Annotated in this window: 22 protein-coding genes and 1 tRNA gene; 19 read left to right on the top strand and 4 right to left on the bottom strand. The window is 65.4% G+C overall.

What is annotated here, in order from left to right:
* The first annotated feature begins 33 nt into the window (after positions 1–33).
* The 4 genes from NDB2M1_RS12030 (at position 34) to thiE (ending at position 3,454) form a co-directional block, all read left to right on the top strand.
* Positions 34–447: an MOSC domain-containing protein gene (locus tag NDB2M1_RS12030; RefSeq protein WP_171955383.1), complete on the top strand. Its 414-nt coding sequence runs from the start codon at positions 34–36 to the stop codon at positions 445–447.
* A complete protein-coding gene (pgk, locus tag NDB2M1_RS12025) occupies positions 444–1,640 on the top strand; it encodes a phosphoglycerate kinase (RefSeq protein ID WP_072382558.1) in 1,197 nt (398 codons plus the stop codon). The genes NDB2M1_RS12030 and pgk overlap by 4 nt, the downstream gene beginning before the upstream one ends.
* 102 nt (positions 1,641–1,742) lie before the next feature.
* Positions 1,743–2,639, top strand: coding sequence for a fructose bisphosphate aldolase (locus NDB2M1_RS12020; protein ID WP_072382555.1), 897 nt, complete (start codon positions 1,743–1,745; stop codon positions 2,637–2,639).
* A 185-nt stretch (positions 2,640–2,824) separates the two neighbouring features.
* Positions 2,825–3,454: a thiamine phosphate synthase gene (thiE, locus tag NDB2M1_RS12015; RefSeq protein WP_072382553.1), complete on the top strand. Its 630-nt coding sequence runs from the start codon at positions 2,825–2,827 to the stop codon at positions 3,452–3,454.
* 5 nt (positions 3,455–3,459) lie between these two features.
* On the opposite strand, the gene NDB2M1_RS12010 is transcribed toward thiE, so the two are convergent.
* Positions 3,460–3,849 (bottom strand): hypothetical protein, encoded by a 390-nt coding sequence (locus NDB2M1_RS12010; RefSeq protein WP_054122152.1) that lies wholly within the window; start codon positions 3,847–3,849, stop codon positions 3,460–3,462.
* 108 nt (positions 3,850–3,957) lie between these two features.
* Here NDB2M1_RS12010 and efp point away from each other — a divergent pair, with 108 nt between their 5' ends.
* The 10 genes from efp to NDB2M1_RS11960 all read left to right on the top strand — a co-directional run bounded on the left by efp (position 3,958) and on the right by NDB2M1_RS11960 (position 13,035).
* Positions 3,958–4,521, top strand: a complete 564-nt coding sequence (efp, locus tag NDB2M1_RS12005; protein WP_054122153.1) for an elongation factor P — start codon at positions 3,958–3,960, stop codon at positions 4,519–4,521.
* On the top strand, positions 4,521–5,345 hold the full coding sequence (locus NDB2M1_RS12000) for an inositol monophosphatase family protein (protein WP_054122154.1): 825 nt from the start codon (positions 4,521–4,523) through the stop codon (positions 5,343–5,345). The genes efp and NDB2M1_RS12000 overlap by 1 nt, the downstream gene beginning before the upstream one ends.
* A 35-nt stretch (positions 5,346–5,380) precedes the next feature.
* A tRNA-Leu gene (locus tag NDB2M1_RS11995) sits at positions 5,381–5,464 on the top strand.
* 65 nt (positions 5,465–5,529) lie between these two features.
* Entirely contained in the window at positions 5,530–6,897 is a 1,368-nt protein-coding gene (radA, locus tag NDB2M1_RS11990) for a DNA repair protein RadA (protein WP_072382552.1), read from the top strand.
* 12 nt (positions 6,898–6,909) lie between these two features.
* Positions 6,910–7,524 (top strand): CvpA family protein, encoded by a 615-nt coding sequence (locus NDB2M1_RS11985; RefSeq protein ID WP_072382550.1) that lies wholly within the window; start codon positions 6,910–6,912, stop codon positions 7,522–7,524.
* Positions 7,521–7,955 carry an iron-sulfur cluster assembly scaffold protein gene (locus NDB2M1_RS11980; protein WP_171955376.1) on the top strand — a complete coding sequence of 145 codons (435 nt, stop codon included), beginning with the start codon at positions 7,521–7,523 and terminating at the stop codon, positions 7,953–7,955. The genes NDB2M1_RS11985 and NDB2M1_RS11980 overlap by 4 nt, the downstream gene beginning before the upstream one ends.
* Before the next feature lie 153 nt (positions 7,956–8,108).
* Complete coding sequence (locus tag NDB2M1_RS11975) at positions 8,109–9,734, top strand: MFS transporter (RefSeq protein WP_072382548.1); 1,626 nt, start codon at positions 8,109–8,111, stop codon at positions 9,732–9,734.
* Positions 9,724–10,782, top strand: a complete 1,059-nt coding sequence (gene alr, locus NDB2M1_RS11970) for an alanine racemase (RefSeq protein ID WP_072382546.1) — start codon at positions 9,724–9,726, stop codon at positions 10,780–10,782. Before NDB2M1_RS11975 ends, alr begins: the two co-directional genes overlap by 11 nt.
* Positions 10,783–10,870: 88 nt before the next feature.
* Complete coding sequence (phaR, locus tag NDB2M1_RS11965) at positions 10,871–11,431, top strand: polyhydroxyalkanoate synthesis repressor PhaR (RefSeq protein WP_054122158.1); 561 nt, start codon at positions 10,871–10,873, stop codon at positions 11,429–11,431.
* Positions 11,432–11,484: 53 nt separating this feature from the next.
* Positions 11,485–13,035 carry an aminoacyl--tRNA ligase-related protein gene (locus tag NDB2M1_RS11960; protein WP_072382544.1) on the top strand — a complete coding sequence of 517 codons (1,551 nt, stop codon included), beginning with the start codon at positions 11,485–11,487 and terminating at the stop codon, positions 13,033–13,035.
* On the opposite strand, the gene NDB2M1_RS22050 is transcribed toward NDB2M1_RS11960, so the two are convergent.
* Positions 12,986–13,627 carry a hypothetical protein gene (locus NDB2M1_RS22050; RefSeq protein WP_143146734.1) on the bottom strand — a complete coding sequence of 214 codons (642 nt, stop codon included), beginning with the start codon at positions 13,625–13,627 and terminating at the stop codon, positions 12,986–12,988. The genes NDB2M1_RS11960 and NDB2M1_RS22050 overlap by 50 nt on opposite strands.
* Positions 13,628–13,852: 225 nt before the next feature.
* Between NDB2M1_RS22050 and NDB2M1_RS11955 the strand changes: the two genes are divergently transcribed.
* Together NDB2M1_RS11955 and rnr are read left to right on the top strand one after the other, a co-directional pair.
* Positions 13,853–15,136, top strand: coding sequence for a M20/M25/M40 family metallo-hydrolase (locus NDB2M1_RS11955; RefSeq protein WP_253185860.1), 1,284 nt, complete (start codon positions 13,853–13,855; stop codon positions 15,134–15,136).
* A gap of 49 nt (positions 15,137–15,185) precedes the next feature.
* Positions 15,186–17,480 carry a ribonuclease R gene (gene rnr / locus NDB2M1_RS11950; protein WP_083554821.1) on the top strand — a complete coding sequence of 765 codons (2,295 nt, stop codon included), beginning with the start codon at positions 15,186–15,188 and terminating at the stop codon, positions 17,478–17,480.
* Between the two features lie 106 nt (positions 17,481–17,586).
* On the opposite strand, the gene NDB2M1_RS11945 is transcribed toward rnr, so the two are convergent.
* Positions 17,587–18,096, bottom strand: a complete 510-nt coding sequence (locus NDB2M1_RS11945; RefSeq protein WP_072382540.1) for a universal stress protein — start codon at positions 18,094–18,096, stop codon at positions 17,587–17,589.
* Positions 18,097–18,341: 245 nt separating this feature from the next.
* On the opposite strand from NDB2M1_RS11945, the gene NDB2M1_RS11940 reads away from it, so the two are divergent.
* From NDB2M1_RS11940 to NDB2M1_RS11930, 3 genes are all read left to right on the top strand, one after another.
* Positions 18,342–19,637: a pyruvate dehydrogenase complex dihydrolipoamide acetyltransferase gene (locus tag NDB2M1_RS11940; protein WP_072382538.1), complete on the top strand. Its 1,296-nt coding sequence runs from the start codon at positions 18,342–18,344 to the stop codon at positions 19,635–19,637.
* Between the two features lie 66 nt (positions 19,638–19,703).
* On the top strand, positions 19,704–21,116 hold the full coding sequence (gene lpdA / locus NDB2M1_RS11935) for a dihydrolipoyl dehydrogenase (protein ID WP_072382536.1): 1,413 nt from the start codon (positions 19,704–19,706) through the stop codon (positions 21,114–21,116).
* A 10-nt stretch (positions 21,117–21,126) separates the two neighbouring features.
* Positions 21,127–22,326, top strand: a complete 1,200-nt coding sequence (locus tag NDB2M1_RS11930) for a BaiN/RdsA family NAD(P)/FAD-dependent oxidoreductase (protein WP_072382533.1) — start codon at positions 21,127–21,129, stop codon at positions 22,324–22,326.
* Here the strand turns inward: NDB2M1_RS11930 and NDB2M1_RS11925 are convergent.
* The gene (locus tag NDB2M1_RS11925) at positions 22,311–24,008 is read right to left on the bottom strand and encodes an amidohydrolase (protein WP_072382531.1); all 1,698 of its coding nucleotides are present in this window, start codon (positions 24,006–24,008) and stop codon (positions 22,311–22,313) included. The genes NDB2M1_RS11930 and NDB2M1_RS11925 overlap by 16 nt on opposite strands.
* Between the last annotated feature and the right edge of the window lie 131 nt (positions 24,009–24,139).

Below are 24,139 nucleotides of genomic sequence, written 5' to 3'. Positions count from 1 at the left end.
GGGATTGCCCGGCACAAGGTGTCCCGCGGGCCTATGGAAGTGCTGGACCGCGCCCTCGTCACTCCGGACATGGGGCTCGAGGGCGATTGCCGGGGGCCTGTGCCGGAAGGCAAGAAGGGCAACCGGCAGATTACGGTGATCGAGGCCGAAAGCTGGGCGGCAGCAATGCAGGATCTGGGCGGCGCCGACGGCCTCGTCTGGTCTGATCGGCTGGCCAATCTGCTTGTTTCAGGCGTGCGCCTGCCGCGTGAGGCAGGCAAGGTAATCGCCATCGGCAAGGGCCTGCGCATCGAGGTGCGCTGCGAATGCGATCCGTGCAGCCGGATGGATGCCTTGCGTGAAGGACTGCGCGCGGCGCTGACGCCGGACTGGCGCGGCGGAATTTGCGGACGGGTAATCAGCGAGGGCGAGATTGCCGTCGGCGATGAAGTGAGGATCGAGGAATGAGCTTCAAGACGCTTGACGATTTGGGCGACGTGCGCGGCAAGGTCGTGCTGGTGCGCGTGGACCTCAACCTCCCGATGCAGGACGGCGCGGTGACCGATGACACCCGCGTGCAGGCCGCCAAGCCGACGATCCTCGAACTCGCCGACAAGGGCGCCAAGGTGCTGCTGCTGGCGCACTTCGGCCGGCCCAAGGGCGAGCGCGTTTCCACCCAGTCCTTGAGCATGGTCGTCGGCGCGGTCGAGCAGGTGATCGGGCGCGAAGTGATGTTCGTTTCCGAGATCGCCGGCCCGGTGGTCAAGCAGGTGGTCGGCATCCTCCCCGAGGGCGGGATCGCCTGCCTCGAGAACACGCGGTTCTGGAAGGGCGAGGAAAAGAACGATCCGGAACTCGTGAAGGCGATTGCCGAGAACGCCGATATCTATGTGAACGACGCGTTTTCGGCTGCGCACCGCGCGCATGCGACGACCGAGGGTCTGGCGCATGTGCTGCCGGCCTATGCGGGCCGCTCGATGCAGGCCGAACTCGAGGCGCTTGGCAAGGCGCTGGGCGAGCCGGAGCGGCCCGTGGCGGCCGTGGTCGGCGGGGCGAAGGTGTCTTCCAAGCTCGATGTGCTGAAGCACCTCGTCGGGAAGGTCGATCACCTGATCATCGGCGGGGGCATGGCCAACACGTTCCTCGCCGCGCGCGGGGTCGATGTCGGCAAGTCGCTGTGCGAGCATGATCTGGCGCCGACCGCCGAGGCGATCCTCGATGCGGCAGACTCGTCGGGCTGCACTGTGCACCTGCCGTATGACGTGGTGGTCTCGAAGGAGTTCGCGGCCAATCCGCCTTCCTTGCGCACCTGCAACGTACACGAAGTGGCGGGGGGCGAGATGATCCTCGATGTCGGTCCTGCGGCGACCGAAGCGCTCGCCGACGTGCTCAAGGTCTGCAGGACGCTGGTGTGGAACGGGCCGCTCGGCGCGTTCGAGACGCAGCCGTTCGACACTGCGACCGTGGCGCTGGCGCGCACTGCGGCGGCGCTTACCCGCGAGGGCTCGCTGGTTTCGGTGGCGGGCGGCGGCGATACTGTCGCGGCGCTGAGCCATGCCGGGGTGGCGGGCGATTTCTCCTACGTCTCGACTGCCGGCGGCGCTTTCCTTGAATGGATGGAAGGCCGTGTGCTGCCGGGCGTGGCAGCGCTGGAGGCCTGATCTCAAGATAATTCTCGGATCGGTTGCGCTGCGATATTGCAGTGCGGCACGATCCGCGTTAGGGGCGCGCGCATACGAATGCGCTATTCAGAGGGACATGCCATGAACTACGCCGAGATGAAGTCCAAGATCGCAGCGGGCCAGGGCTTTATCGCGGCATTGGACCAGAGCGGTGGTTCGACTCCCAAGGCTTTGGCGGGCTATGGCATCGAAGCGGGAGCGTGGAATTCCGAAGAGGAAATGTTCGGCCTGATCCACGAAATGCGCGCGCGGATCATCCGTTCGGCGGCATTTACGGGCGAGAAGGTGATTGGCGCGATCCTGTTCGAGCGCACGATGGATGGCGATGTCGATGGCACACCCGTTCCGGCGGCGCTGCTGGCGAAGGGCGTGGTGCCCTTCATCAAGATCGACAAGGGCCTCGAGGACGAAGCGAATGGCGTACAGCTGATGAAGCCGATGCCGACGCTCGATGCGCTGCTCGAGCGCTCGAATGCGCTCGGCGTGTTCGGCACCAAGGAGCGTTCGGTGATCAACTCGGCGAACCGCGATGGCATTGCCGCTGTGGTCGCGCAGCAGTTCGAGGTTGGCCGCCAGGTTCTATCGCACGGCATGATGCCGATCATCGAGCCCGAAGTGAACATCAAGAGCGATACGCGCGCGGAATGCGATGCGATCCTGCTGGATGAACTGCTCAAGGCGCTCGATGGCATGGCAGAAGGCGAGGAAGTGATGCTCAAGCTCTCGCTGCCGGTTGTGCCGGGCACGTTCGATCCGCTGGTGAACCATCCGCGCGTGCTGCGCGTCGTCGCGCTTTCGGGTGGCTACAAGCGGCCCGAGGCCTGCGTGGAGCTGGCCAAGAACAAGGGCATCATCGCCAGCTTCAGCCGCGCGCTGCTCGAAGACCTGCGCGCGCAGATGAGCGATGCGGAGTTCGATGCCTCGCTCGGCGCGGCGATCGACGAGATCCATCGCGGTTCGACGGTGAAGACGGCCTGAGGGGCAGGCGCCACTCTTCCTTCTGCCGCACAACTCCAGCTCCGTTCACCCTGAGCCTGTCGAAGGGTGCTGGTGCGACGGCTGTGCATGATGCTTCGACAAGCTCAGCATGAGCGGGTTATGGCAGGGGCTGAGAAGGATTGAGGAAGTTTGCGCCTTCTCGCGTTGCTCGCTAAGGCCCCGGCATGTCTGAACCCAGCTGCCAGCTTTACCTGATCTCGCCGCTCGAAGTCGGCGGTGCCTTCCCTGACCGGTTAGCCCGCGCGCTTGATGCAGGGCCGGTCGCGGCGTTCCAGTTCCGCGTGAAGGATGTGGCCGAGCATGAGGCGGCGCGTCTGGCGGAACCGCTTCTGCGCATTTGCGCGGACCGCGAGGTGGCTTTCATCGTCAACGACTCGATTTCGCTCGCCAAGCGGCTCGGAGCGGATGGTGTCCATCTCGGGCAGCAGGATGGCAGCGTGGCGGATGCGCGCGCGCGCCTTGGCAAGGCGGCACAGATCGGGGTGACCTGCCACGACAGCCGGCATCTCGCGATGGAAGCTGGCGAGGCGGGGGCGGACTATGTCGCGTTCGGGGCGTTCTTCCCGAGCTCGACCAAGGACACCAAGCATGTCGCGGAGCCGGAGCTGCTGAGCTGGTGGGCGCGGCTGTTCGAACTGCCTTGCGTGGCGATCGGCGGGATCACGGCGGCGAACTGCGGGCCGCTGGTGGCGGCAGGGGCGGATTTCCTCGCGGTCAGCAATGCCGTGTGGGGCGGCGATGAGGCCGACGGCGTGCGGGCGCTTGTCGCGGCGATTGCCGGGGCGTCTGCCTGAACGGCTTACTCGGAAGGTGAGCCTTCATCCGCGCTGTAATCATCGCGCACCGCGCCGGCGCGGACGCAGCGCAATGCCTCGCGCTTGCCATCAGACCCGAGCTTGATCAGCGAGAGGCCGACTTTGTCGAAGCGTCGGCCCGCGAAAGGCCCAGAGGTCATCGTAAGCTTCCTGCTCAGCAGCAGATAGGTCCCCCGCACACCGTTAGCGATGTAGCTGGAATCGGGAACGATGCTGAAGTTGTCCTGAGGCTGCGGAACCGGCGGAGTGGTTGCATCGCCCGGCAGTTCGCAGGTCCAGCGGCCTTGTGCGATCGTCAGCATCGCACCGCCCGGGGCGGCCAGGGCCGGGCCGGCAGCGAGCAGAAGGAGGGCGGCGGAGGCGGCTCTGATCATGCGCTTGGCGCTAGCATGCGACGGCGGCTTGAAGCAATCGCCGCTTGGCGCTAAGGGCCGCGCTCCCGCACCCGTTTGGCGTGCATCCCAATTAGGGCTCTTTCCATCATGAAGATCAGCGGCGTGGACATCCGTCCGGGCAATATCCTGGAATACGAAAAGGGCATCTGGAAGGTTGCCAAGACCCAGCACACCCAGCCCGGCAAGGGCGGCGCGTTCATGCAGGTCGAGATGAAGAACCTGATCGACGGCCGCAAGACCAACGTCCGCTTCCGCAGCGCCGACACGGTCGAGCGCGTGCGCCTCGACACCAAGGACTTCCAGTTCCTCTATGCCGAGGGCGATGACCTGATCTTCATGGACGTGGAAACCTACGACCAGATCACGCTCCCCAGCGATCTTCTCGGCGATGCCGCCGCGTTCCTGCAGGACGGCATGACCGTGCTGCTCGAAATGTGGGAAGAGCGCCCGATTTCAGTGCAGCTGCCCGAGCAGGTCGAGGCGACCATCGTCGAAGCCGATGCCGTGGTGAAGGGCCAGACCGCTTCGTCGAGCTACAAGCCCGCGATCCTCGACAACGGCGTGCGCGTGATGGTGCCGCCGCATATCGAAAGCGGCACGCGCATCATCGTCGATGTCTATGAGCGCACCTACGTGAGCAAGGTCGGCTGATGTCCGCCATTTCCGGCCTGATGCGGGTGATGGAGAAGGCGGCCCGCAAGGCCGGCCAGCGGCTGCGCCGTGACTTTGGCGAGGTCGAGCATCTCCAGGTGAGCCGCAAGGGGCCGGCGGACTTCGTCTCGAAGGCCGACCAGCACGCCGAGCGCACCTTGTGGGACGAACTGCGCACGGCGCGCCCCGGCTGGGGCTTCGTGATGGAAGAGGGCGGCACGATCGAAGGCGAGCCCGGCAAGCCGCGTTTCATCATCGATCCGCTCGATGGCACCAGCAATTTCCTCCACGGTATCCCGCACTTCGCGATCTCGATCGCGGTGCAGGAGCCGACGCTGGACGGGAAGGGTTGGGGCGAAGTGACCGCCGGGCTCGTCTATCAGCCGATCACCGACGAAAGCTTCTGGGCCGAGAAGACCCGCGGCGCCTGGCTGCAGGACCGCCGCCTGCGCGTTTCGGCGCGGCGCAATCTGGACGAGGCGCTGATTGCGACCGGCATTCCCTTTGCCGGGCATGGCGACTTTGCCGAGTGGACGCGGATCTTCCACGAGATCGGCCCCCGCGTGGCCGGAATACGCCGCTTCGGCTCGGCGGCGCTGGACCTTGCGTGGGTGGCGGCGGGCCGTTTCGACGGGTTCTGGGAAAGCGGGTTGAATCCGTGGGATACCGCGGCCGGATGCCTGCTGGTACGCGAGGCGGGCGGCTTCGTTTCGGACTACCGCGGCCGTTCCCACCCGATCTGTGACGAGACCGTGCTGGCCGGCAATGACGCGCTGCATTCGAAGCTGCACAAGCTGGTGGTCGGCGCGATCAAGACGGCTTGATGCGGCTCGCGGGGGCGGGTAAGTCCGCCTCCAGTGCCCCTGTGGTGGAATGGTAGACGCGACCGACTCAAAATCGGTTATCGAGAGATGTGCCAGTTCGAGTCTGGCCAGGGGCACCAATTTCCCATCAATATGGCGCGAAGCGGGACTTGCGTTCCTGCTATGTTCGCATTAGGCCTCCTTCATGGCCAAACCCAAACGCCGATATGTCTGCCAGGCTTGCGGCGGGGTTTCGCCTCGCTGGCAGGGGCAGTGCCCCGATTGCGCCGAGTGGAGCACGCTGATCGAGGATGCACCGGAGACGGTGTTTTCCTCCAAGCATGATCTTTCGAGCGGCGGGCGGCCAGTCGCCTTTGTCGCGCTAGATCAGCCGGTGAAGCTGCCGGAGCGGCGCAAGACGGGGCTGGCGGAGCTCGACCGCGCGCTGGGCGGCGGGCTCGTGCCGGGTTCGGCGATCCTGATGGGCGGCGATCCGGGCATCGGCAAGTCAACCCTGCTGCTGCAGGCGGCGGCCAAGGTGGCGCTTTCGGGTGGTACGGCAGTCTACATCAGCGGGGAGGAAGCGGCGGATCAGGTGCGGCTGCGCGCGGATCGGCTGGGACTCGGCAAGGCGCCGATCATGCTCGCTTCGGCGACATCGGTGCGGGATATCCTGACGACGCTGAACGCGATGGACCCGCCGGCGCTGGTGGTGATCGATTCGATCCAGACGATGTATTCCGACCAGATCGAAGGCGCGCCAGGGACGGTGAGCCAGGTGCGCGGCTGCGCGTTCGAGCTGATCCGTTATGCCAAGGCAAGCGGTGCCGCGCTGGTGCTGGTGGGCCACGTGACCAAGGACGGCACGATCGCCGGCCCGCGCGTGCTGGAACACATGGTCGACGTGGTGATGAGCTTCGAGGGCGAGCGCAGCCACCAGTACCGCATCCTGCGCGCGCTGAAGAACCGCTTTGGTGCGGTGGACGAGATCGGCGTGTTCGCGATGCAGGGGGCGGGGCTGGAGGAAGTCGGCAATCCCTCGCTGCTGTTCCTTTCAGGGCGCGAGAACCCGGTGCCGGGGAGCGCAGTGTTTCCAGCGCTGGAGGGCACGCGGCCCGTGCTGGTCGAGATTCAGGCGCTCACCGTACGGCTCCAGAGCGGGGCGACGCCGCGCCGCGCGGTGGTGGGCTGGGACAGCGGGCGGCTCGCGATGCTGCTGGCGGTGCTGGAAGCGCGCTGCGGGCTCAATTTCTCGACCGCGGAAGTCTATCTCAACGTTGCCGGTGGCTACCGGTTGACCGATCCGGCAGCAGACCTTGCGGTGGCGGCGGCGCTGATTTCGGCGCTGTCTGACCGGCCCCTGTCTGGCAGTGCGGCGTGGTTTGGCGAGATTTCGCTGGCCGGCGAAGTGCGGCCCGTCGCGCATTCCTCGATCCGGCTGCGCGAGGCGGCCAAGCTGGGGTTCGACAAGGCGCATGGGCCGTCCGGCACGCAGGAGAAGGTGCCGGGTATCCACTACGCGCCGATAACACTTCTGCCGAACCTGGTTGACCGGGTCATGGGCGGCTCCTAGATTTCGGGTCCTATGACCGGCTTCGATTATGTTGTTTTCCTGATCGTTGCGGTCTGCGCGATCGGCGGTTTCTTCCGCGGCTTTGTCGAGGAAGTGCTGTCCCTGCTGGCGTGGTGCGTCGGGCTGTTTGCCGTGCGCTATGGCCATGAGCCGCTGACGCTTTGGCTCACGCCCTACATGAAGAATGAGACCGGCGCGGGGGTGCTGGCGTTCGGCATCCTCACCATCGTGCCCTACTTTACCGCGAAGATGATCGCATCGTCGGTGGGCAATGCGAGCCGCAGTTCGGTGCTCGGGCCGATCGACCGGGTGCTCGGCTTCGGGTTCGGGGCGATCAAGGGCTTTGTCCTTATGGTCCTCGGCTTTTCGCTGCTGGTGTTCGGCTATGACATCGTATGGGGGCCGGACGGGCGGCCGACGTGGATCACAGCGGCGCGGACTTATCCGTTCCTCAATGCGGCGAGCGAGGAGCTGATGACGGTGCTCGACCAGCGCCGTGACGAGGCGGCCAAGGCGGCGAAGAAGGCCGAAACGGACAAGGAAACCGCGCTGGAGAAGGCGGCGCGCGATGCAGCGCGGAAGGCGGCGCGGCGCGAGATGCAGCGGCGGCTGAGCAAGGACCGATGAGCGCCGCCGGCCAGCGGGCTCCGGCCCGCACGCTCTACACGCCGGAAATCCTTGGCGCGGCGACGGCGCTCGCTTCCTTCGGGTGGGATGAAAGCCTGCCGCTGAAGGGCGATGCACGCTCGCGGCGCTGCGGCAGTACGCTGTCGCTCGGGTTGTCGGTGGATGATGAAGGCCGGATCGATCGGATCGGCCTGCGCGCGCATGCTTGTGCCATCGGGCAGGCGGCGGCCTATGCCTTTGCCAGTGCCGCGAAGGGGCGATGCAAGGGAAGCATAGCGGAGGCGCGCACCGCGCTGGCGGCTTGGCTGGCCGGTGAGGGCGCCAAGCCGGATTGGCCGGGGATTGAACAGGTCGAGCCGGCGCTGGGCTATCCGGCGCGGCATGATGCGATCATGCTGGCATGGGATGCCGCGCTGGTCGCGCTGGGGTGAGCCTCGCCCGCTCTCTCGCAATCAGGATAGGGGGCGTATTTCTTTGGTCCCGCACACTTTCCCGGCGGGCTTTGCTTCGCTACAGCCGCCGCTTCGAGGGATTGTGCCGTACAGATCAAAGTCTGCCGGCAAGGGGATGGGAAACGACTGGGCATGCATGAGGTGAATGGCGCACCCGAACCGACAGCGGCGGAAATCCGGCTCGTGGTGGCCGCTTCGTCGGTCGGCACCGTGTTCGAATGGTACGACTTCTTCATCTACGGCACGCTCGGCGCGATCCTGTCCAAGGCCTTCTTTCCCACCGGCAATGCCACGCTGGAAATGCTGCTGTTCTGGCTGGTCTTCGCGGTCGGCTTCGGCTTCCGCCCGCTGGGCGCGGTGCTGTTCGGCTATCTGGGCGACCGGCTCGGGCGCAAGTACACCTTCCTCGTCACCGTTACCTTGATGGGCATCGCGACGGCGGGGGTAGGTCTGATCCCGCCAGCCTCGCAGATCGGCTATGCCGCGCCTGCGCTGGTTATCCTGTTGCGCGTGCTGCAGGGCCTTGCGCTTGGCGGTGAATATGGCGGCGCCGCGGTCTACGTGGCGGAACATGCGGCCCCGGCGCGGCGCGGGTTCTTCACCAGCTTCATCCAGTCGAGCGTGGTCGGCGGCTTTGTGCTGAGCCTCGCCGTGGTGCTGCTGTGCAAGGGCGCGATGAGCCAGGAGACGTGGGAAGCTTGGGGATGGCGCGTGCCGTTTCTGCTCAGCCTGCTGCTGCTCGCCGTGTCGCTGTGGATGCGGCTCAAGCTTTCGGAAAGCCCCGTGTTCAAGGCGATGAAGGAAAGCGGCGAAGTGGCCGGCAATCCCTTCATCGAGAGCCTGACCTATCCCGGCAACAAGAAGCGGCTGTTCATCGCGCTGTTCGGCGTCGCCTCGGGCCTGACGGTGATCTTCTACACCTCGATGTTCACCGGGCTTTCGTTCCTTAAGGGACCGATGCGGGTGGACGACATGACGGCCGAACTGCTGGTGGGTCTCGCCTGCGTGCTGGGCATGCCGTTCAGCGTGGTGTTCGGACATATCTCGGACAAGGTGGGGCGCAAGCTGCCGATCGTGCTCGGCTATGTGGCCACGCTGGTGCTGATCTTCCCGATGTTCTGGATGATCGGTAATGCAGCCAATCCCGGACTTGCCGACATGGCGAAGCGCGAGCCGGTGATGGTGAGCGGGCCGGACTGCAGCTACAATCCCTTTGCCGCCGAGCAGGCGACGAACTGCGGCAAGCTGCTGGCGGACCTCTCGGCCTCCGGCGTGCGCTATTCGCTGCGGCAAGGCCCGGCGCTGGCCATGACGATCGGCGCGGATGTTGCCTCGCTGGCAGACTATCCCTGGGCCGAGAAGAGCGCGGCTCGCGGCAAGGTGCTGCAGGCGAAGCTGACCGGCGCCGGATATGATTTTGCCAAAGTGAAGCCGGACTTCGGCCGCTCGGCGATTATCGTGTTCGGGCTGGTCGTGCTGATGGCGCTGACCGGTGCCACCTATGGCCCGGTGGCGGCGGTGCTTTCGGAGATGTTCCCGGCGCGGATCCGCTACAGTTCGATGTCGATCCCCTATCACATCGGCACTGGCTATCTCGGCGGATTCCTGCCGCTGATCTCCTCGCTGATCGTGGCGGAGACGGGTGATCCCTATGCCGGGCTGTGGTACACCTGGGTGGTGGTGCTGGTGGCATTCGTGGTTGCGCTGTGGGGGCTCAAGGGCGGTCTGCCGAAGGACTTCGCCCACGATGATGCCTGACATTCCTCTGCCGCACCCGGCTGCATTGCGGTTGCGGCTGGATCGCGCCGCATTGGCAGCCAATTGGGCGGCGCTCGACGCGCTGTCCGGCGCGGCGCGGACCGGAGCGGCGATCAAGGCGGATTGCTATGGACTGGGCGTCGCGGCGGTAGTGCCGGTGCTGGCGGCGGCAGGATGCCGGGACTGGTTTGTGGCGCATTGGCAGGAAGCGGCGGAGGCAGTGCGGTTTGTCCCCGCCGAGCAGGTATCTGTGCTGCATGGGCCGATCAACGATGCGGAAGCTGCCTATGCACGAGTGCTGGGTTTAAGGCCGGTTCTGAACTCCCTCGCGCAAGTACGGCGCTGGCTGGCCGCCGGTGGCGGACCATGTGATCTTATGGTCGACACGGGGATCAACAGGTTGGGTCTGCCGCTCACGGATGTCGGTGCGCCGGAAGTCGGCCAGCTTGAGCTCGTCACATGCATGAGCCATCTGGCGAGCGCCGACGAGGATTGTGCGCAAAATGCCGTGCAGCTTGCGCGTTTCCGCGACGTCGCCGGCAGCGTGGCAGCACAGCGCTACAGCCTGTGCAACAGTGCCGGGATCGCGCTGGGATCGGAGTATCACTTCGATCTGACCCGCCCGGGGCTGGCGCTCTATGGCGGTGTGCCGCGTGGCGAACTGGCGGGACGGATCACGCAGGTCGCGCATCCCGAAGCGGCGGTGATTCAGGTGCGCGCGCTTTCGGCAGGCGACTCGGTGGGCTACAACGCGACCTTCACCGCGCCAGCAGCGATGCGCGTGGGGGTAATTTCCGTGGGTTACGCGGACGGCTACCTGCGCTGCTGGTCGGGCCGCGGCCACGTGCTGTGGCAGGGCCAGCGTCTGCCGGTGCTTGGCCGGGTCTCCATGGACATGACCATTGTCGACCTCTCTGCCGCAGAAAACTGCGGAGAAGGCGACTGGCTGGGGCTCGAGTATGCACTTCCGGAGGCTTCGGCGACGAGCGGCCTCTCGCAATATGAGCTGCTCACGCTGATGGGACGACGCTTTTCGCGCAACATATGAATTAATGTTATTTAGCCAAGGTTTATTGCGCTGCACATACCGCATCTGCTAATAGGATGTTGATAAACCCAGCAGGGCGCAGAAAAAAATGGCAAACGCAGCGAAGGACGGCGATACCGTCATCATCAAGAAGTACGCCAACCGGCGGCTCTACAACACGCGCACGTCAAGCTACATCACGCTTGACCACCTCGCCCAGATGGTCAAGGAAAACATTGAATTCAAGGTCTTGGATGCCAAGACCGGTGCGGACCTGACGCACACGATCCTTACCCAGATCATCATGGAAGAGGAAGCGAGCGGCGAACAGATGCTGCCCACGAACTTCCTGCGCCAGCTCATCGCCATGTACGGCAACTCGATGCAGGCGCTGCTGCCTAGCTATCTCGAAGCCTCGATGGAGCACTTCCGCGAGAACCAGGCCAAGCTCAGGAAGGCGATCGAGGACAGCATCGGCGCAAATCCGCTGGCCCAGATCGCGCAGCGCAACATGGAACTGTTCAAGGCTGCGACAGCAGCTTTCGTTCCGGGTGCGGTGCAGGCGGCCGAGGCCGAAAAGGCTGCTGCGGCTCCGGCTGACGATGAACTGGCCGCGCTGCGCAAGCAGATGGCCGACATGCAGAAGAAGCTGGACCAGCTCGCCGGCTGATTGGTCACGCAACCGGGATTGCCCGAATCCCGTTTGCCGCCTAACCCGCGCGCATGAGCCAGAACGCATCGATCAAGCACGCCCTGCCCGTCACCCGGCAGGATGATTTCGCCCAGTGGTATCAGGCGGTGATCGCCGAAGCCGAACTCGCCGAGGAATCGGGCGTGCGCGGCTGCATGGTGATCAAGCCGTGGGGCTACGGCATCTGGGAGCGCATCCAGAAGCTGATGGACGACCGTATCAAGGAAGCGGGCGTCGAGAACTGCTACTTCCCGCTGTTCATCCCGCTTTCCTATTTCACGCGCGAGGCCGAGCATGTCGAAGGCTTTGCCAAGGAAATGGCGGTTGTCACGCATCACCGCCTGATCGGCGATGGCAAGGGCGGGCTGGTGCCCGATCCCGAAGCGAAGCTGGAAGAGCCGCTGATCGTGCGGCCGACCTCGGAGACCGTGATCGGCGCGGCCATGGCACGCTGGGTCCAGTCGTGGCGCGATCTGCCCCTGCTCACCAACCAGTGGGCCAACGTGGTGCGCTGGGAAATGCGCACACGCATGTTCCTGAGGACAAGCGAGTTTCTCTGGCAGGAAGGGCACACCGCCCACGCCGACGAGGCGGGCGCGATGGAAGAAACGCTGCGCGCGCTGGAAATGTACCGCAGTTTTGCCGAAGACGTGCTGGCGATGCCGGTCGTTGCCGGGCCGAAGCCTGAAAACGAACGCTTCCCGGGCGCGGTCGAGACCTTCTCGATCGAGGCGATGATGCAGGACGGCAAGGCGCTGCAGGCGGGCACCTCGCACTATCTGGGCACGACCTTCTCGGCCGCGGCGGGCATCCGCTATCAGGACAAGGAAGGCCAGCAGGCGCTGTGCCACACGACGAGCTGGGGTACCTCGACGCGCATGATCGGCGGCGTGATCATGACCCACGGCGACGACGACGGACTGCGCACGCCGCCGCGCATCGCGCCGCAGCAGATCGTGATCCTGCCGATGCTGCGCGACAACGACGGCGATGCCGCGCTGCTGGACTACTGCGCGCAGCTCCGCGCGAAGCTGGCGAAGCTTTCGGTGTTCGACGAGAAGGTCCGTGTGCTGCTCGACAAGCGGCCGGGCAAGGCGACGGCGAAACGCTGGGGCTGGGTCAAGAAGGGCGTGCCGCTGATCCTCGAGATCGGCGGGCGCGATGCCGAGGGCGGGCAGGTATCTGTGCTGCGCCGCGACCGGCTGTGGCGCGAGGATGGCAAGGCCAACTTCGTCGGCATGGCGCAGGACGATTTCGTCGCGGCGGCGGTCAGCGAACTGGAAGCGATCCAGACCGCGCTGTTCGAGGAGGCGCGCGACCGGCGCGACGCCCAGATCGAGCGGGGGATCAGCGATCTTGCGGGGCTTGCCGCGTTCTTTGCCGAGGACAAGGCCTTTCCGGGCTGGGTGGAGCTGTGCTGGTCGCGGCCCACGGGCGAAGCGCTCGACAAGGTGGTCGAGCAACTGAAGGCGCTCAAGTTGACGATCCGCAACACGCCGATGGACGCAGCGCCGGCGGAGGGTCTGTGCCCGTTCACCGGGGCACCGGCAGTGGAGCGGATTCTGGTGGCGCGGGCTTACTAATTGCTATTTTGAAATGCCGGCGCAGGAAAAAGTCTAAAAAAATAATTATTATCGAAAAAGATATAAATATAGCTGCAGACCAATAAGTTATCTTTACTGACTTCTTTGTCAATTCGGCGTTTTCTTCCATTGATTTACGGTTATGATATAAACTCGTGTGTAGACAATAACACTGTTCAGCTAGGGCCGAATTTACTTGCGCATTCTGATATGAAGCAGGTTTTTCGTGCCAATCCGAAATATTCCAATTCCACGGATCATTGCCGGGAAATCGAAATTGTTTAGGCTTCGCGCTATCAATCCCAAAATACGCAGCAGTTATCAGAAAAATAGCTTCAAAGATGCATAGAAATAGAAACAATTTGTCAACAGGGTGCTGTGAATAGAGAAAATATGTCGCGCCGATTAAGGCTGTCGCTGCGGTGATTTGAAAACCGACAAGCGTCAACGCTCGTTGATCAGCCGCGTTGGCCGTCTCGAGTCGCGCTTGCATTTCAAGTTCACCTTCGCGTACGATTTCACGTAACACCTCTACCGGAAACTGTTGGAATGAAGAAAAGTCTGAGAACCCTCGCTTTTCTTGAGTGCTCATAGGAAACCTTAATGGCTAAAGAACCGACGACTGGGCATAGAAAGCCACTAAACGAAGACGTTCGCAAGGTCGATCTCGGTCAGGACAGTAGAAAGACTGGGAATGATACAAGGCCACCGGCGCCAAGCGATAAGGGCAAAAAGTCCGGTGATTGAGAATGGAATAGTACGATTGACTTTTTCAATGCCGCGCAGTCGGTGCAGAATGTGGTTACTGGTGCCGTTAATGTCGCTCGCTTCAACGGACGCCTATGCCGAGTCTGTCAACCAGACCCGACTTGAGGCTGATATCGCGCGGCTCGTGGCGTTCGGCACGCGGCACACGCTGTCCTCGCAGGATGATCCGAAGCGGGGGATCGGCGCGGCGCGGAAGTGGGCCGAGGGCGAGTTTCGCAAGACGAGCGCAGGCTGCGGTGGCTGCCTCGAGATCGTACTGCCCGAAACCATGGTGAAGGATGAAGACCGCGTACCGGTGGCGACGCGGCTTGTCGATGTCGTGGCGATCCAGCGCGGGACCATGCGGCCGGGCGAAGTCGTGATCGTGCAAGGGCATATCGACAGCCGCAATTCCGACCCGCTTGATGCCGAGGGCGATGCGCCGGGCGCGAACGACGACGGTTCGGGCACCGCGCTGGTGCTGGAAGCGGCGCGGGTGCTTTCGAAGCAGAAGTTTGCCGGGACGATCGTCTATGCCGTGCTCTCGGGCGAGGAGCAGGGGCTCTATGGCGGCAAGCTGCTGGCCGAGTATGCCAAGGCGCAGGGCTGGACGGTGAAGGCCGTGCTCAACAACGATATCGTCGGCAATTCGCGCGGGAGCGACGGGCTGGTCGATGATACCCACGTGCGCGTGTTCTCCGAAGGCCCGCGCGACGATGCGAGCGAGCGGGCGCGTGATGCGCTGCGGTCGATCGGCGGGGAGAACGATAGTCCTTCGCGCAACTTGTCGCGCTGGCTCGCCGGGTTGGGCGACAGCGGGCTGGCGGTGCGACAGGTCTGGCGTGCGGACCGGATGGGTCGGGGCGGGGATCATCTGCCGTTTCAGGCGCTGGGTTATCCGGCGGTACGCTTTACCGTGGCGGTCGAGAACTACGAGCGGCAGCACCAGAACGTGCGCACCGAAAGCGGGCGGCCGTTCGGCGACCTGCCCGAGGCGATGGACTTTTCCTACCTCGTGAAGGTGACGAAACTGAACATACGGGCGCTGGCGGCGATGGCGGCCGCGCCGATGCCGCCGGTGGCGAAAGTGACGGCGGCGGTGCAGACCTTTACCGATGTGGACTGGGCGGCGGTTCCGGGCGCAGAGCGTTACCGCGTGTGGCAGCGGCGGACCGATGCGCCCGGCTGGGACGCGAAGCCGATTGCCGAGACGGACCAGACGCATCTGCGGCTTGACGGCGTGCGCGGGGATGACTGGTTCTTCGGCGTGAGTTCGGTGGCGGCGGACGGATCGGAGAGCCCGGTGGCTTCGGCGGTGCCAGGCGGTGCTTATCTGCCGGAAGCCAAGCCCTGAACCCGTCGGTTCGCTTGCTATTGGGTGCGCCAGCCTTCACAGGTCAGTGATGGCAATTCGCAAGCAGACACCGAACGGCCCAGACGGTCTTCCCACCCGCGAGCAGGTTCTCGCGTTCATTACCGCGAGCGAAGAACCTGCGGGCAAGCGCGAGATTGCCAAGGCGTTCGGGCTCAAGGGCACCGAGAAGATCGCGCTCAAGGCGCTGCTCAAGGACATGGCCGAGGAAGGTCTGATCGACGGCAATCGCAGCGCGTTCCACCGGCTCGGCGGGGTGCCGCGCGTGACCGTGCTGCGCGTGCTCGAGATCGAGGACGGGCAGCCCATGGCAATCCCGGATACTTGGCGGCCGGATGACGGCGCACCGCCGCCGCGCCTCCGGATCATCGAGCCGAAGGGCAAGGGTAGGGCACAGGCAGCGCTCAAGGTGGGCGACCGCGTGCTGGCGCGGACCGAGGAAGCGGGCCGGGGTCTCATCGCACATGTGATGAAAAAGCTGCCGACGCGCACCGAGCAGGTGCTGGGCGTCGTGGAGTTCGACGGGGCAGGCAAGCCATGGCTGGCGCCTGTGGACAAGCGTGTGCGCAACGCTGTGGCTATCGCAGATCTGGGCGGGGCGGCGGAAGGGCAGCTGGTGCTGGGCGAGCCGGTCAGCAAGAGCCCCCGCGCCGGGCTGAAGGTGACCGAAGTGCTGGGCGATCCGCTGGCGCCGCGCGCGTTCAGCCTCATTGCCATCCACAAGCACGGCATTCCGTTCGTGTTCCCGCAGGAAGCGCAGGACGAGGCGGCACTGGCGGCGAAGATGGCGCTTTCAGAGGATGCCCGCGAGGACCTCAGGCATCTGCCCATCGTGGCCATCGATCCCACCGACGCGCGTGACCATGACGATGCGATCTGGGCCGAGCCCGATGGCGAGGGTGGATACCGCGCGGTCGTCGCGATTGCGGACGTGAGCTTCTATGTGCGGCCGGGCGGCGCGGTGGACCGCGAGGCAAGGAAGCGGGGCAATTCGGTCTACTTCCCGGACCGCGTCGTGCCGATGCTGCCGCATGTGCTGAGCTCGGACGTCTGCTCGCTCAAGGTTGGTGCGGACCGGGCGGCGATGGCCTGCCACCTCACGATTGATGCCGAGGGCCGCGTGACAGGCTGGCGCTTTACGCGGGCGCTGGTGCGGATCGCCGAAGTGATTGCCTACGAGGAAGCGCAGCGGCGGATCGATGCCCGCGAGGCGGCGGCGCACTTGCAAAACCTGTGGGCGGCCTGGCGGCTGCTGGAGAAAGCCCGCAGCAACCGCGATCCGCTGGAACTCGAGCTGCCCGAGCGTCGGGTGGTGCTCGACGAAAAGGGCAAGATTGCCGAGATTGCCATCCGCGAGCGGCTCGATGCGCACCGCGTGGTCGAGGACTTCATGATCGCGGCGAACGTGGCGGCGGCCAAGGCGCTGGAAGCCAAGGTCGCGCCGGTCGTCTACCGCATCCACGAGCCGCCGAGCCGCGAAAAGCTGGTCGCGCTCAAGGACTATCTCGCCACGTTCGGGCGCAAGCTGGCGCTGGGGCAGGTGATCACGCCGGGGCTGTTCAATCGCATGCTGAAGGATGTGAGCGACGAGGCCGAGAAGGCGCTGGTGATGGAAGCCGTGCTGCGCAGCCAGACGCAGGCGTACTATGGGCCGCGCAATGCCGGGCATTTCGGGCTGGCGCTGGGCAGCTACGCGCACTTTACTTCGCCGATCCGGCGCTATTCTGACCTCTTGGTGCACCGGGCGCTGGTCGATGCCTATCATCTCGAGCAGCCGCGACCGGAAGAGCGCGAGATCCCTGGGACGTCGGGCCTGTCGGACCGCGACCGCAGCGATCTAGCGCGGATCAGCGATGCCATTTCGAAGGCTGAGCGGAGGGCGATGGAAGCCGAACGCGAGACAATCGACCGCTATGTCGCCGCCTGGCTGGCGGGACGCGTGGGCGAAGTGTTCGACACGCGCGTGACCGGCGTCCAGAAGTTCGGCCTGTTCGCGACCATCATTGGGCTCGGCGGCGATGGGCTGGTGCCGATCTCCACGCTGGGCGCCGAGCGGTTCGGCTATGACGAGAAGCGGCAGGTGCTGGTCGGCGAGGAGACCGGCGAGGAATTTGCGATGGGCATGATCCTCAAACTGCGGCTCGCCGAGGCCAATCCGTTGACCGGCGCGCTGAAGTTCGAGCCGGTCGACTTGCCGGAAGGCGCAGGGCGGATCGAGCCGCGCGGCGGGAAGCCCTTCGAGAAAACGCCGAGGAAGACGGGCGGCTATATGCAGGGTCCACGCGGGCGGCCGCGCAATATCCGGCATCAGGGGCGGAGGAAGTAACCAGCCCCGACCCCGCTCACCCTGAGCTTGTCGAAGGGTGCTGGCGCGAAAGTTGAGCCATGTGCTTCGACAGGCTCAGCACGAGCGGGGTGGGCGTTTCATCGCCTCAGCTGAACGAATCGATGCCGCGTTCGTCGATGCCGCCAGGAACGATCATCAGCACGCAAGGCAGCTGGCCGATCTGCGAAGTGAAGTGCGTGACGAGCGGGCCCGGATTGCCCTCTGCCGCCGCACCCAGCACCAGCGCCGAAACTTCGGGGTGTTCAGCGAGGTAATCGCGCACGACTTGGGGTCCGCTTCCGGTGCGCACGGCAACCGCCGGTTCAAGGCCCGATTCGTCGACGAGACTTCCGGCGGCGGCGCGGGCGAGGTCTTCGGCGCGCTCGCGGGCCTCGCCTTCGATGGTCGCCTGAATGCTGCCGAACACGACGAACTCCTGCCGCGGCACGAGCGCGAGGATGTGGACGGTGCCCCCGGTGCGCACGGCGCGGCGCGCGGCGAAGCGCAGGGCGCGGGCACTTTCCTCGGTATCGTCCATGATGACGAGATAGACGCGCTGCTTCGCCCGCGCTTCGGCGCCCGGCGTGCCATCCGCTTCGCTTGTGATGCCAACCATGCCTGCCCCCTTGCGATAGCGTTATATGCGGCCGTCGCACTGCCGGTCATTCGGCAGGGTTATGCGTATTGGCCTAATTCGTATGCGGGGCAAGCGCCAAGAGACTTGACCGGCTTCGCGCGGGTGGCGAAATGGCGGCTCATGTGCCAAGGGACGCGCCACGGCCTTGTAACGGCTTGGCTATCTGTACCGAAGCCACAAGTACGAACCTTGCCCTTGTAACCAAATAGGGAAACGAGCTGACCATGCCGATCCAGATCAAGATGCCCGCGCTTTCACCCACCATGGAAGAAGGCACGCTGGCCAAGTGGCTGGTGAAGGTCGGCGACAAGGTCTCCTCGGGCGACATCATGGCCGAGATCGAGACCGACAAGGCGACGATGGAATTCGAGGCGGTCGACGAAGGCACCGTGGTCGCCATCGACGTCGCCGAGGGCACCGAAGGGGTGAAGGTCGGCACCGTGATCGCGACGATTGCTGGCGAAGACGAAGGCGATGCGGCCCCGGCTGCGGCTGCTCCGGCCCCTGTGGCTGCAGCGGCTCCTGCGCCGGTTGCTGCCCCGCCCGCGCCCGCTCCCGTTGCTGCTCCGGCCCCGGCGCCTGCTCCGGTCGCCGCAGCCTCAGCCGGTGATCGCGTCGTTGCCAGCCCGCTTGCCAAGCGCATCGCGGGCGAGAAGGGTATCGACCTCACGCAAGTGAAGGGCAGTGGCCCGCATGGCCGCATCATCAAGGCGGACCTTGATGTTGCCGCCCCGACCCCGGTGGCTGCCCCGGCTGCTGTTGCCGCGCCTGCACCCGCTGCGGCTCCTGTCGCTGCGCCGGCGCCTGCGCCTGCCCCGTTCAGCACCGATATCCCGCACGAGGCGGTCAAGCTTTCCTCGATGCGCAAGACCATCGCGCGCCGCCTGACCGAGGCAAAGGCAACGGTGCCGCACTACTACCTCACCGTCGATATCCAGCTCGACAAGCTGCTCAAGCTGCGCGCGGAACTGAATGCGGCGCTGGCGGGTGAGGGCGTGAAGCTCTCGGTCAACGACCTGCTGATCAAGGCACTAGGCAAGGCACTGATCCTGGCCCCCGATGCCAACGTGAGCTTCGCGGGCGACACCCTGATCCGCTATTCGCGCGCCGACATTGCCGTCGCGGTCTCGATCCCGGGCGGCCTCATCACGCCGATCGTGACAGGAGCCGACGTCAAGTCGATCTCGACGATCCAGAAGGACATGGCCGATCTCGCTGCGCGGGCGAAGGCGGGCAAGCTGGCGCCGCACGAGTATCAGGGCGGCACGGCGAGCCTGTCGAACCTCGGCATGTTCGGCATCAAGCAGTTCGAAGCGGTGATCAATCCGCCGCAGGGCATGATCATGGCGATCGGTGCGGGCGAGAAGCGCCCCTACATTGTCGACGATGCACTGGGGATCGCGACCGTGATGTCCGCCACCGGCAGCTTCGACCACCGCGCCATCGACGGGGCGGAAGGCGCGCAGCTGATGCAGGCGTTCAAGACGCTGGTGGAAGCGCCGCTGGCTCTCGTTGCCTGATCATATTGAGAGCGGCGCGCCCACACGAGCGGGTTAAAGCAGTGGCCGACCTGAAGGAGCATACACGTGGCTGACCAATACGATCTTCTCGTCCTCGGCTCCGGCCCCGGCGGCTATGTCGCGGCAATCAGGGGTGCGCAGCTGGGCCTCAAGGTCGGCATCGTGGAGCGCGAGCTGCTCGGCGGCATCTGCCTCAACTGGGGTTGCATTCCGACCAAGGCGCTGCTGCGCTCGGCCGAAGTGTTCAACCAGATGAAGCACGCCGCGAGCTATGGTCTGGCGGCGGACAACATCCGCGCGGACATCGACGCGGTGGTCAAGCGCTCGCGAGGGGTGGCCAAGCAGCTCAACCAGGGCGTCACGCACCTGATGCGCAAGAACAAGATCACCGTGCATATGGGCACCGGCGTGCTGAAGGGCGCGGGCCAGGTCGAGGTGACGGGCGACAAGGGCACTGAGACGCTGTCTGCCAAGCACATCATTGTGGCGACCGGTGCGCGGGCGCGGGACCTGCCCTTTGCCAAGGCCGACGGCGACCGCATCTGGACCTATCGCCATGCCATGGTGCCGCCAGCGATGCCGACCAAGCTGCTGGTGATCGGCTCGGGTGCGATCGGCATCGAGTTCGCGAGCTTCTACAACGACATGGGCGCGGACGTTACGGTCGTCGAGATGATGGACCGCATCGTGCCGGTGGAAGACGCGGACGTTTCCGCGTTCCTTGAAAAGTCGCTGACCAAGCAGGGGATCAAGATCCTCACCGGCGCGGGCGTGGAAAGCATCACCACCAGCGCAGCGGGCGTGAAGGCGAAGATCAAGGCCAAGGACGGCGCCTCTGCGGAGCATGATTTCAGCCATGTCATCGTGGCGGTCGGCATCGTGCCGAATACCGAGAACATCGGACTTGAGTCGCTTGGCGTTGCCGCTGAGCGCGGCATCATTGCCATCGATGGCTATGGCCGCACCAATGTGCCGGGCGTGTGGGCCATCGGCGACGTGACGCCGGGTCCGTGGCTGGCGCACAAGGCGAGCCACGAGGGCGTGATCGCCGCCGAGGCCATCGCGCAAGCACTGGGCAATACCGAAGTCCACCCCCACCCGATGGACCGGCTCAACATTCCGGGGTGCACCTACTGCCATCCGCAGGTGGCGAGCGTCGGCCTCACCGAAGCCAAGGCCAAGGAAGCAGGCCACACCGTTAAGGTCGGCAACTTCCCCTTCATCGGCAATGGCAAGGCGATCGCGCTGGGTGAGGCGGAGGGCTTCATCAAGACGGTGTTCGATGCCGAGACCGGCGAACTGCTCGGCGCGCACATGATCGGCGCGGAAGTGACCGAGCTGATCCAGGGCTATGTCGTGGGCAAGACGCTCGAAACGACCGAGGCCGAACTCATGCACACCGTGTTCGCGCACCCGACGCTTTCGGAAATGATGCACGAGAGCGTGCTCGCGGCTTACGGGCGCGCGTTGCATATCTGATCCTCGTCCTATGGCGCCGACGCATGACGTCATCGTGCTCGGCGCCGGGGCAGCTGGGCTGTTCTGTGCCGGGCTGGCGGGGCAGCGCGGCAAGCGCGTTGCGCTGCTCGATCATGCCGATGCGCCGGGCAAGAAGATCCTGATTTCCGGGGGAGGGCGGTGCAATTTCACCAACCTCCACACCGCGCCGGACCGCTATCTTTCGGAGAATCCCCACTTCGCGCGTTCGGCGCTGAGCCGGTATACACCGGCGGACTTCCTCGCACTGGTCGAGCGATACGGGATTGCCTGGCACGAGAAGACGCTGGGGCAATTGTTCTGCGACGGGTCGGCCAGGCAGGTCGTGGCCATGCTGGTAGAGGAATGCCGCGCCGGCGGGGTGGACTTGCGCTGCGGGGAACCGATCAGTTCTGTTGAGCATGGGGACGGGCTGTTCCGCGTCGGCTTCGGGGCTGAAACAGTCATCGCCCCCGCGCTGGTGGTCGCGACCGGCGGGCCTTCGATCCCGAAGATGGGGGCGACCGGGTTTGCCTATGATCTGGCGCGCAAGTTCGGGCTGAAGGTCGTGCAGCCACGTCCCGCGCTGGTGCCGTTGACGCTCTCGGGCGAGGATATCCTCTTCCGTGAGCTTTCCGGCGTATCCGCCGAAGTCGTCGCGCGCGCGGGGAAGGCGGCGTTTCGCGAGGCGGCGCTGTTTACCCATCGCGGACTTTCGGGGCCGGCGATCCTGCAGGTCTCGTCCTATTGGCGGCCGGGTGAAAGCGTGAGCATCGATTTCCTGCCGGATCAGCCGCAGGACTGGCTGCTGGCCGCCAAGCGCGAGCGGCCACGTGCGGCGATGGCGCGGGTGCTGGGTGCGGCGCTGCCGGAGCGTCTGGCGGGACGGCTGGCGGAAAGCGTCGGCATTGCGGGCGAGCTTGGTCAGACGCAGGACAAGGTGCTGCGGGCGGCGGAAGCCCAGCTGCGGCGCTGGGTCTTCACCCCCAGCGGCAGCGAAGGCTTTGCCAAGGCCGAGGTGACCGCAGGCGGGATCAGCACGGCGGGCCTCTCCTCGCGCACGATGGAGGCCAAAACGGTTCCGGGACTCTACGCCATCGGCGAGGCGGTGGACGTCACCGGGTGGCTGGGTGGCTACAACTTTCAATGGGCCTGGGCGAGCGCGCATGCCGCAGCGAGCGCGCTCGCGGAAGGGCCTCAGGGCGCGGCGTAGACCTGCTCGCCCGCGATATAGGTCGCGAGCACCTTGGTATCGTGGATCTGGCCGACGGGCACGGTCAGCGGGTTGCGATCAAGCACGATGAGATCGGCAAGCTTGCCCGGCTCCAGCGTGCCGCCCTTGTCGAGCCGGCCCATCTCGGCGGCACCGTTGCGGGTGAACACGGCCATGGCCTGCTCGCGGGTGATGCGCTGGCCAGCGTTGATCGGATCGCCCGTCGCGCCGGGAACCTGCCGCGTGACCAGCGTTTCGAACGCGAGCCAAGGATTGACCGAGGGGACCACCGGCCAATCGGAGCCGGTCACGACATTGGCGCCGCTTTCCAGCACATCCTTCATCGGCCAGAGGCGCTTCATGCGCTCGGGGCCAACCGCCTTGGCGATGTCGACCGAGGTGATCGGCGTAGGCCACCAGATGTAGGGTGACAGCTCCCACGTGAAGTGCAGTTCGTGGCCGCGCGTAACGTCGGCGAGGTCGATGAAGGTGTTGTGGCCCACTTCGTGCTGCGGTCCGGCATCGCCGTTGACCTTGCGGGCTGCCGCGATGGCCTCGACCGCCTCGCGCACCGAACCGTCACCGGCGGCGTGGAACTTGACCTGGATGCCCTGCCGGTCAAACGCGGTGACCGCGGGGAAGAGCTTGTCCTCTGGGATCAGCTTGAGGCCCCTGCCGCCCCCTGGGCCCTGATCGTCGTGCGGCCCGCCGCGGTGCTCGTAGGGCGCGAGCATGACGGCGGTGCGGCCTTCGAGCGGCACACCGTCAAGGAACATCTTGACGCAATCGAGCTGCAAGCGGCCGCCGCTCCACGCTTGGCGCTCAGGGATGAGATCCTCGCTGTTGCCGTTGTTGGGGCCCCAGACGATGCAACCGCGCGCGTACTGCTTGAGGCCGCCGGACTTGGCGTAAGCAGATAGCCCGCCGATCATTTCGCGCCGGACGGCGGCATCGGTGAAGCCAACGATGCCGTAGGAGAGCATCTCGTCGGTGGCGACCTTGATCGCCCGCATTTGCTGTTCGGTGGTGGCCTTGGGCATGAACTGCTCGATGTCGCGCGCGGCCACTTCGCGCAGGACGCCGGTGGGTTCGCCCTTGGCATCGCGGTCGATGACGCCGCCGGGCACGTCCTTGGTCGCGCGGGTGATCCCGGCGATGGCGAGGACTTTCGAATTGACCCAGACGCTGTGAAGGCTCTCGTCGTTGAGCATGATGGGGTTGTCGGGCGCGACGGCATCGAGCAGGCGCTTGTTCTGCTCGCCCGGCTTGAATGCGGCGCCGACCCAGCTGCCGCCGGTGATCCATTCACCCGGCTTGGCCTTGGCCGCGCAGGCCTTGACCGCGGCGACGATGGTCCTGGCGTCAGCGCCCTGGGGAAAACGGCAGGAGAGCTTGTCGCGGCCGGCGAAGTAGGTGTGGACGTGCATGTCGTAGAGGCCGGGCATGACGGTGCGGCCCGCGAGATCGACGGTGCGTGCGGAGGCGGGGGCCATGGCGGCGATTTCCGCATCGGTGCCCGTGGCCACGATGGTGCCGCCCGATATGGCAAGTGCCTGCGCGGTGCCGGTGGGGGTCAGAACGGTGCCGTGGAGAAAGACGAGATCGACCGGCGCGGGCTGCGCGAATGCGGGGGCACCGGCGAGGATCGCGCTGGCAAGGAGGGCAGTTCTAAAGCGTATCATGCGTCACGAACTTTCGTTGGGCGGTAGCGGGAACGAATAGGCCTGCCGGGGGAGGCGCAAGGCTTGGCCGAAGCGGCCAAAGTCGGACCGCACCCTTGCCGCAGCAGGGCACCCTGCGAAAATGTCGGATC

The sequence above is a fragment of the Novosphingobium sp. NDB2Meth1 genome, assembly GCF_900117425.1.
Lineage (GTDB): Bacteria > Pseudomonadota > Alphaproteobacteria > Sphingomonadales > Sphingomonadaceae > Novosphingobium.
The sequence above is the reverse complement of the archived record's forward strand: the minus strand, read 5'-3'. Positions and strand labels throughout refer to the sequence as shown.

Coding starts and splice junctions, on each gene's coding strand:
- NDB2M1_RS12030 (WP_171955383.1), top strand. CDS start 34: ATGGAAGTGCTGGACCGCGCCCTCGTCACTCCGGACATGGGGCTCGAG.
- pgk (WP_072382558.1), top strand. CDS start 444: ATGAGCTTCAAGACGCTTGACGATTTGGGCGACGTGCGCGGCAAGGTC.
- NDB2M1_RS12020 (WP_072382555.1), top strand. CDS start 1,743: ATGAACTACGCCGAGATGAAGTCCAAGATCGCAGCGGGCCAGGGCTTT.
- thiE (WP_072382553.1), top strand. CDS start 2,825: ATGTCTGAACCCAGCTGCCAGCTTTACCTGATCTCGCCGCTCGAAGTC.
- NDB2M1_RS12010 (WP_054122152.1), bottom strand. CDS start 3,849: ATGATCAGAGCCGCCTCCGCCGCCCTCCTTCTGCTCGCTGCCGGCCCG.
- efp (WP_054122153.1), top strand. CDS start 3,958: ATGAAGATCAGCGGCGTGGACATCCGTCCGGGCAATATCCTGGAATAC.
- NDB2M1_RS12000 (WP_054122154.1), top strand. CDS start 4,521: ATGTCCGCCATTTCCGGCCTGATGCGGGTGATGGAGAAGGCGGCCCGC.
- radA (WP_072382552.1), top strand. CDS start 5,530: ATGGCCAAACCCAAACGCCGATATGTCTGCCAGGCTTGCGGCGGGGTT.
- NDB2M1_RS11985 (WP_072382550.1), top strand. CDS start 6,910: ATGACCGGCTTCGATTATGTTGTTTTCCTGATCGTTGCGGTCTGCGCG.
- NDB2M1_RS11980 (WP_171955376.1), top strand. CDS start 7,521: ATGAGCGCCGCCGGCCAGCGGGCTCCGGCCCGCACGCTCTACACGCCG.
- NDB2M1_RS11975 (WP_072382548.1), top strand. CDS start 8,109: ATGCATGAGGTGAATGGCGCACCCGAACCGACAGCGGCGGAAATCCGG.
- alr (WP_072382546.1), top strand. CDS start 9,724: ATGATGCCTGACATTCCTCTGCCGCACCCGGCTGCATTGCGGTTGCGG.
- phaR (WP_054122158.1), top strand. CDS start 10,871: ATGGCAAACGCAGCGAAGGACGGCGATACCGTCATCATCAAGAAGTAC.
- NDB2M1_RS11960 (WP_072382544.1), top strand. CDS start 11,485: ATGAGCCAGAACGCATCGATCAAGCACGCCCTGCCCGTCACCCGGCAG.
- NDB2M1_RS22050 (WP_143146734.1), bottom strand. CDS start 13,627: ATGAGCACTCAAGAAAAGCGAGGGTTCTCAGACTTTTCTTCATTCCAA.
- NDB2M1_RS11955 (WP_253185860.1), top strand. CDS start 13,853: ATGTCGCTCGCTTCAACGGACGCCTATGCCGAGTCTGTCAACCAGACC.
- rnr (WP_083554821.1), top strand. CDS start 15,186: ATGGCAATTCGCAAGCAGACACCGAACGGCCCAGACGGTCTTCCCACC.
- NDB2M1_RS11945 (WP_072382540.1), bottom strand. CDS start 18,096: ATGGTTGGCATCACAAGCGAAGCGGATGGCACGCCGGGCGCCGAAGCG.
- NDB2M1_RS11940 (WP_072382538.1), top strand. CDS start 18,342: ATGCCGATCCAGATCAAGATGCCCGCGCTTTCACCCACCATGGAAGAA.
- NDB2M1_RS11930 (WP_072382533.1), top strand. CDS start 21,127: ATGGCGCCGACGCATGACGTCATCGTGCTCGGCGCCGGGGCAGCTGGG.
- NDB2M1_RS11925 (WP_072382531.1), bottom strand. CDS start 24,008: ATGATACGCTTTAGAACTGCCCTCCTTGCCAGCGCGATCCTCGCCGGT.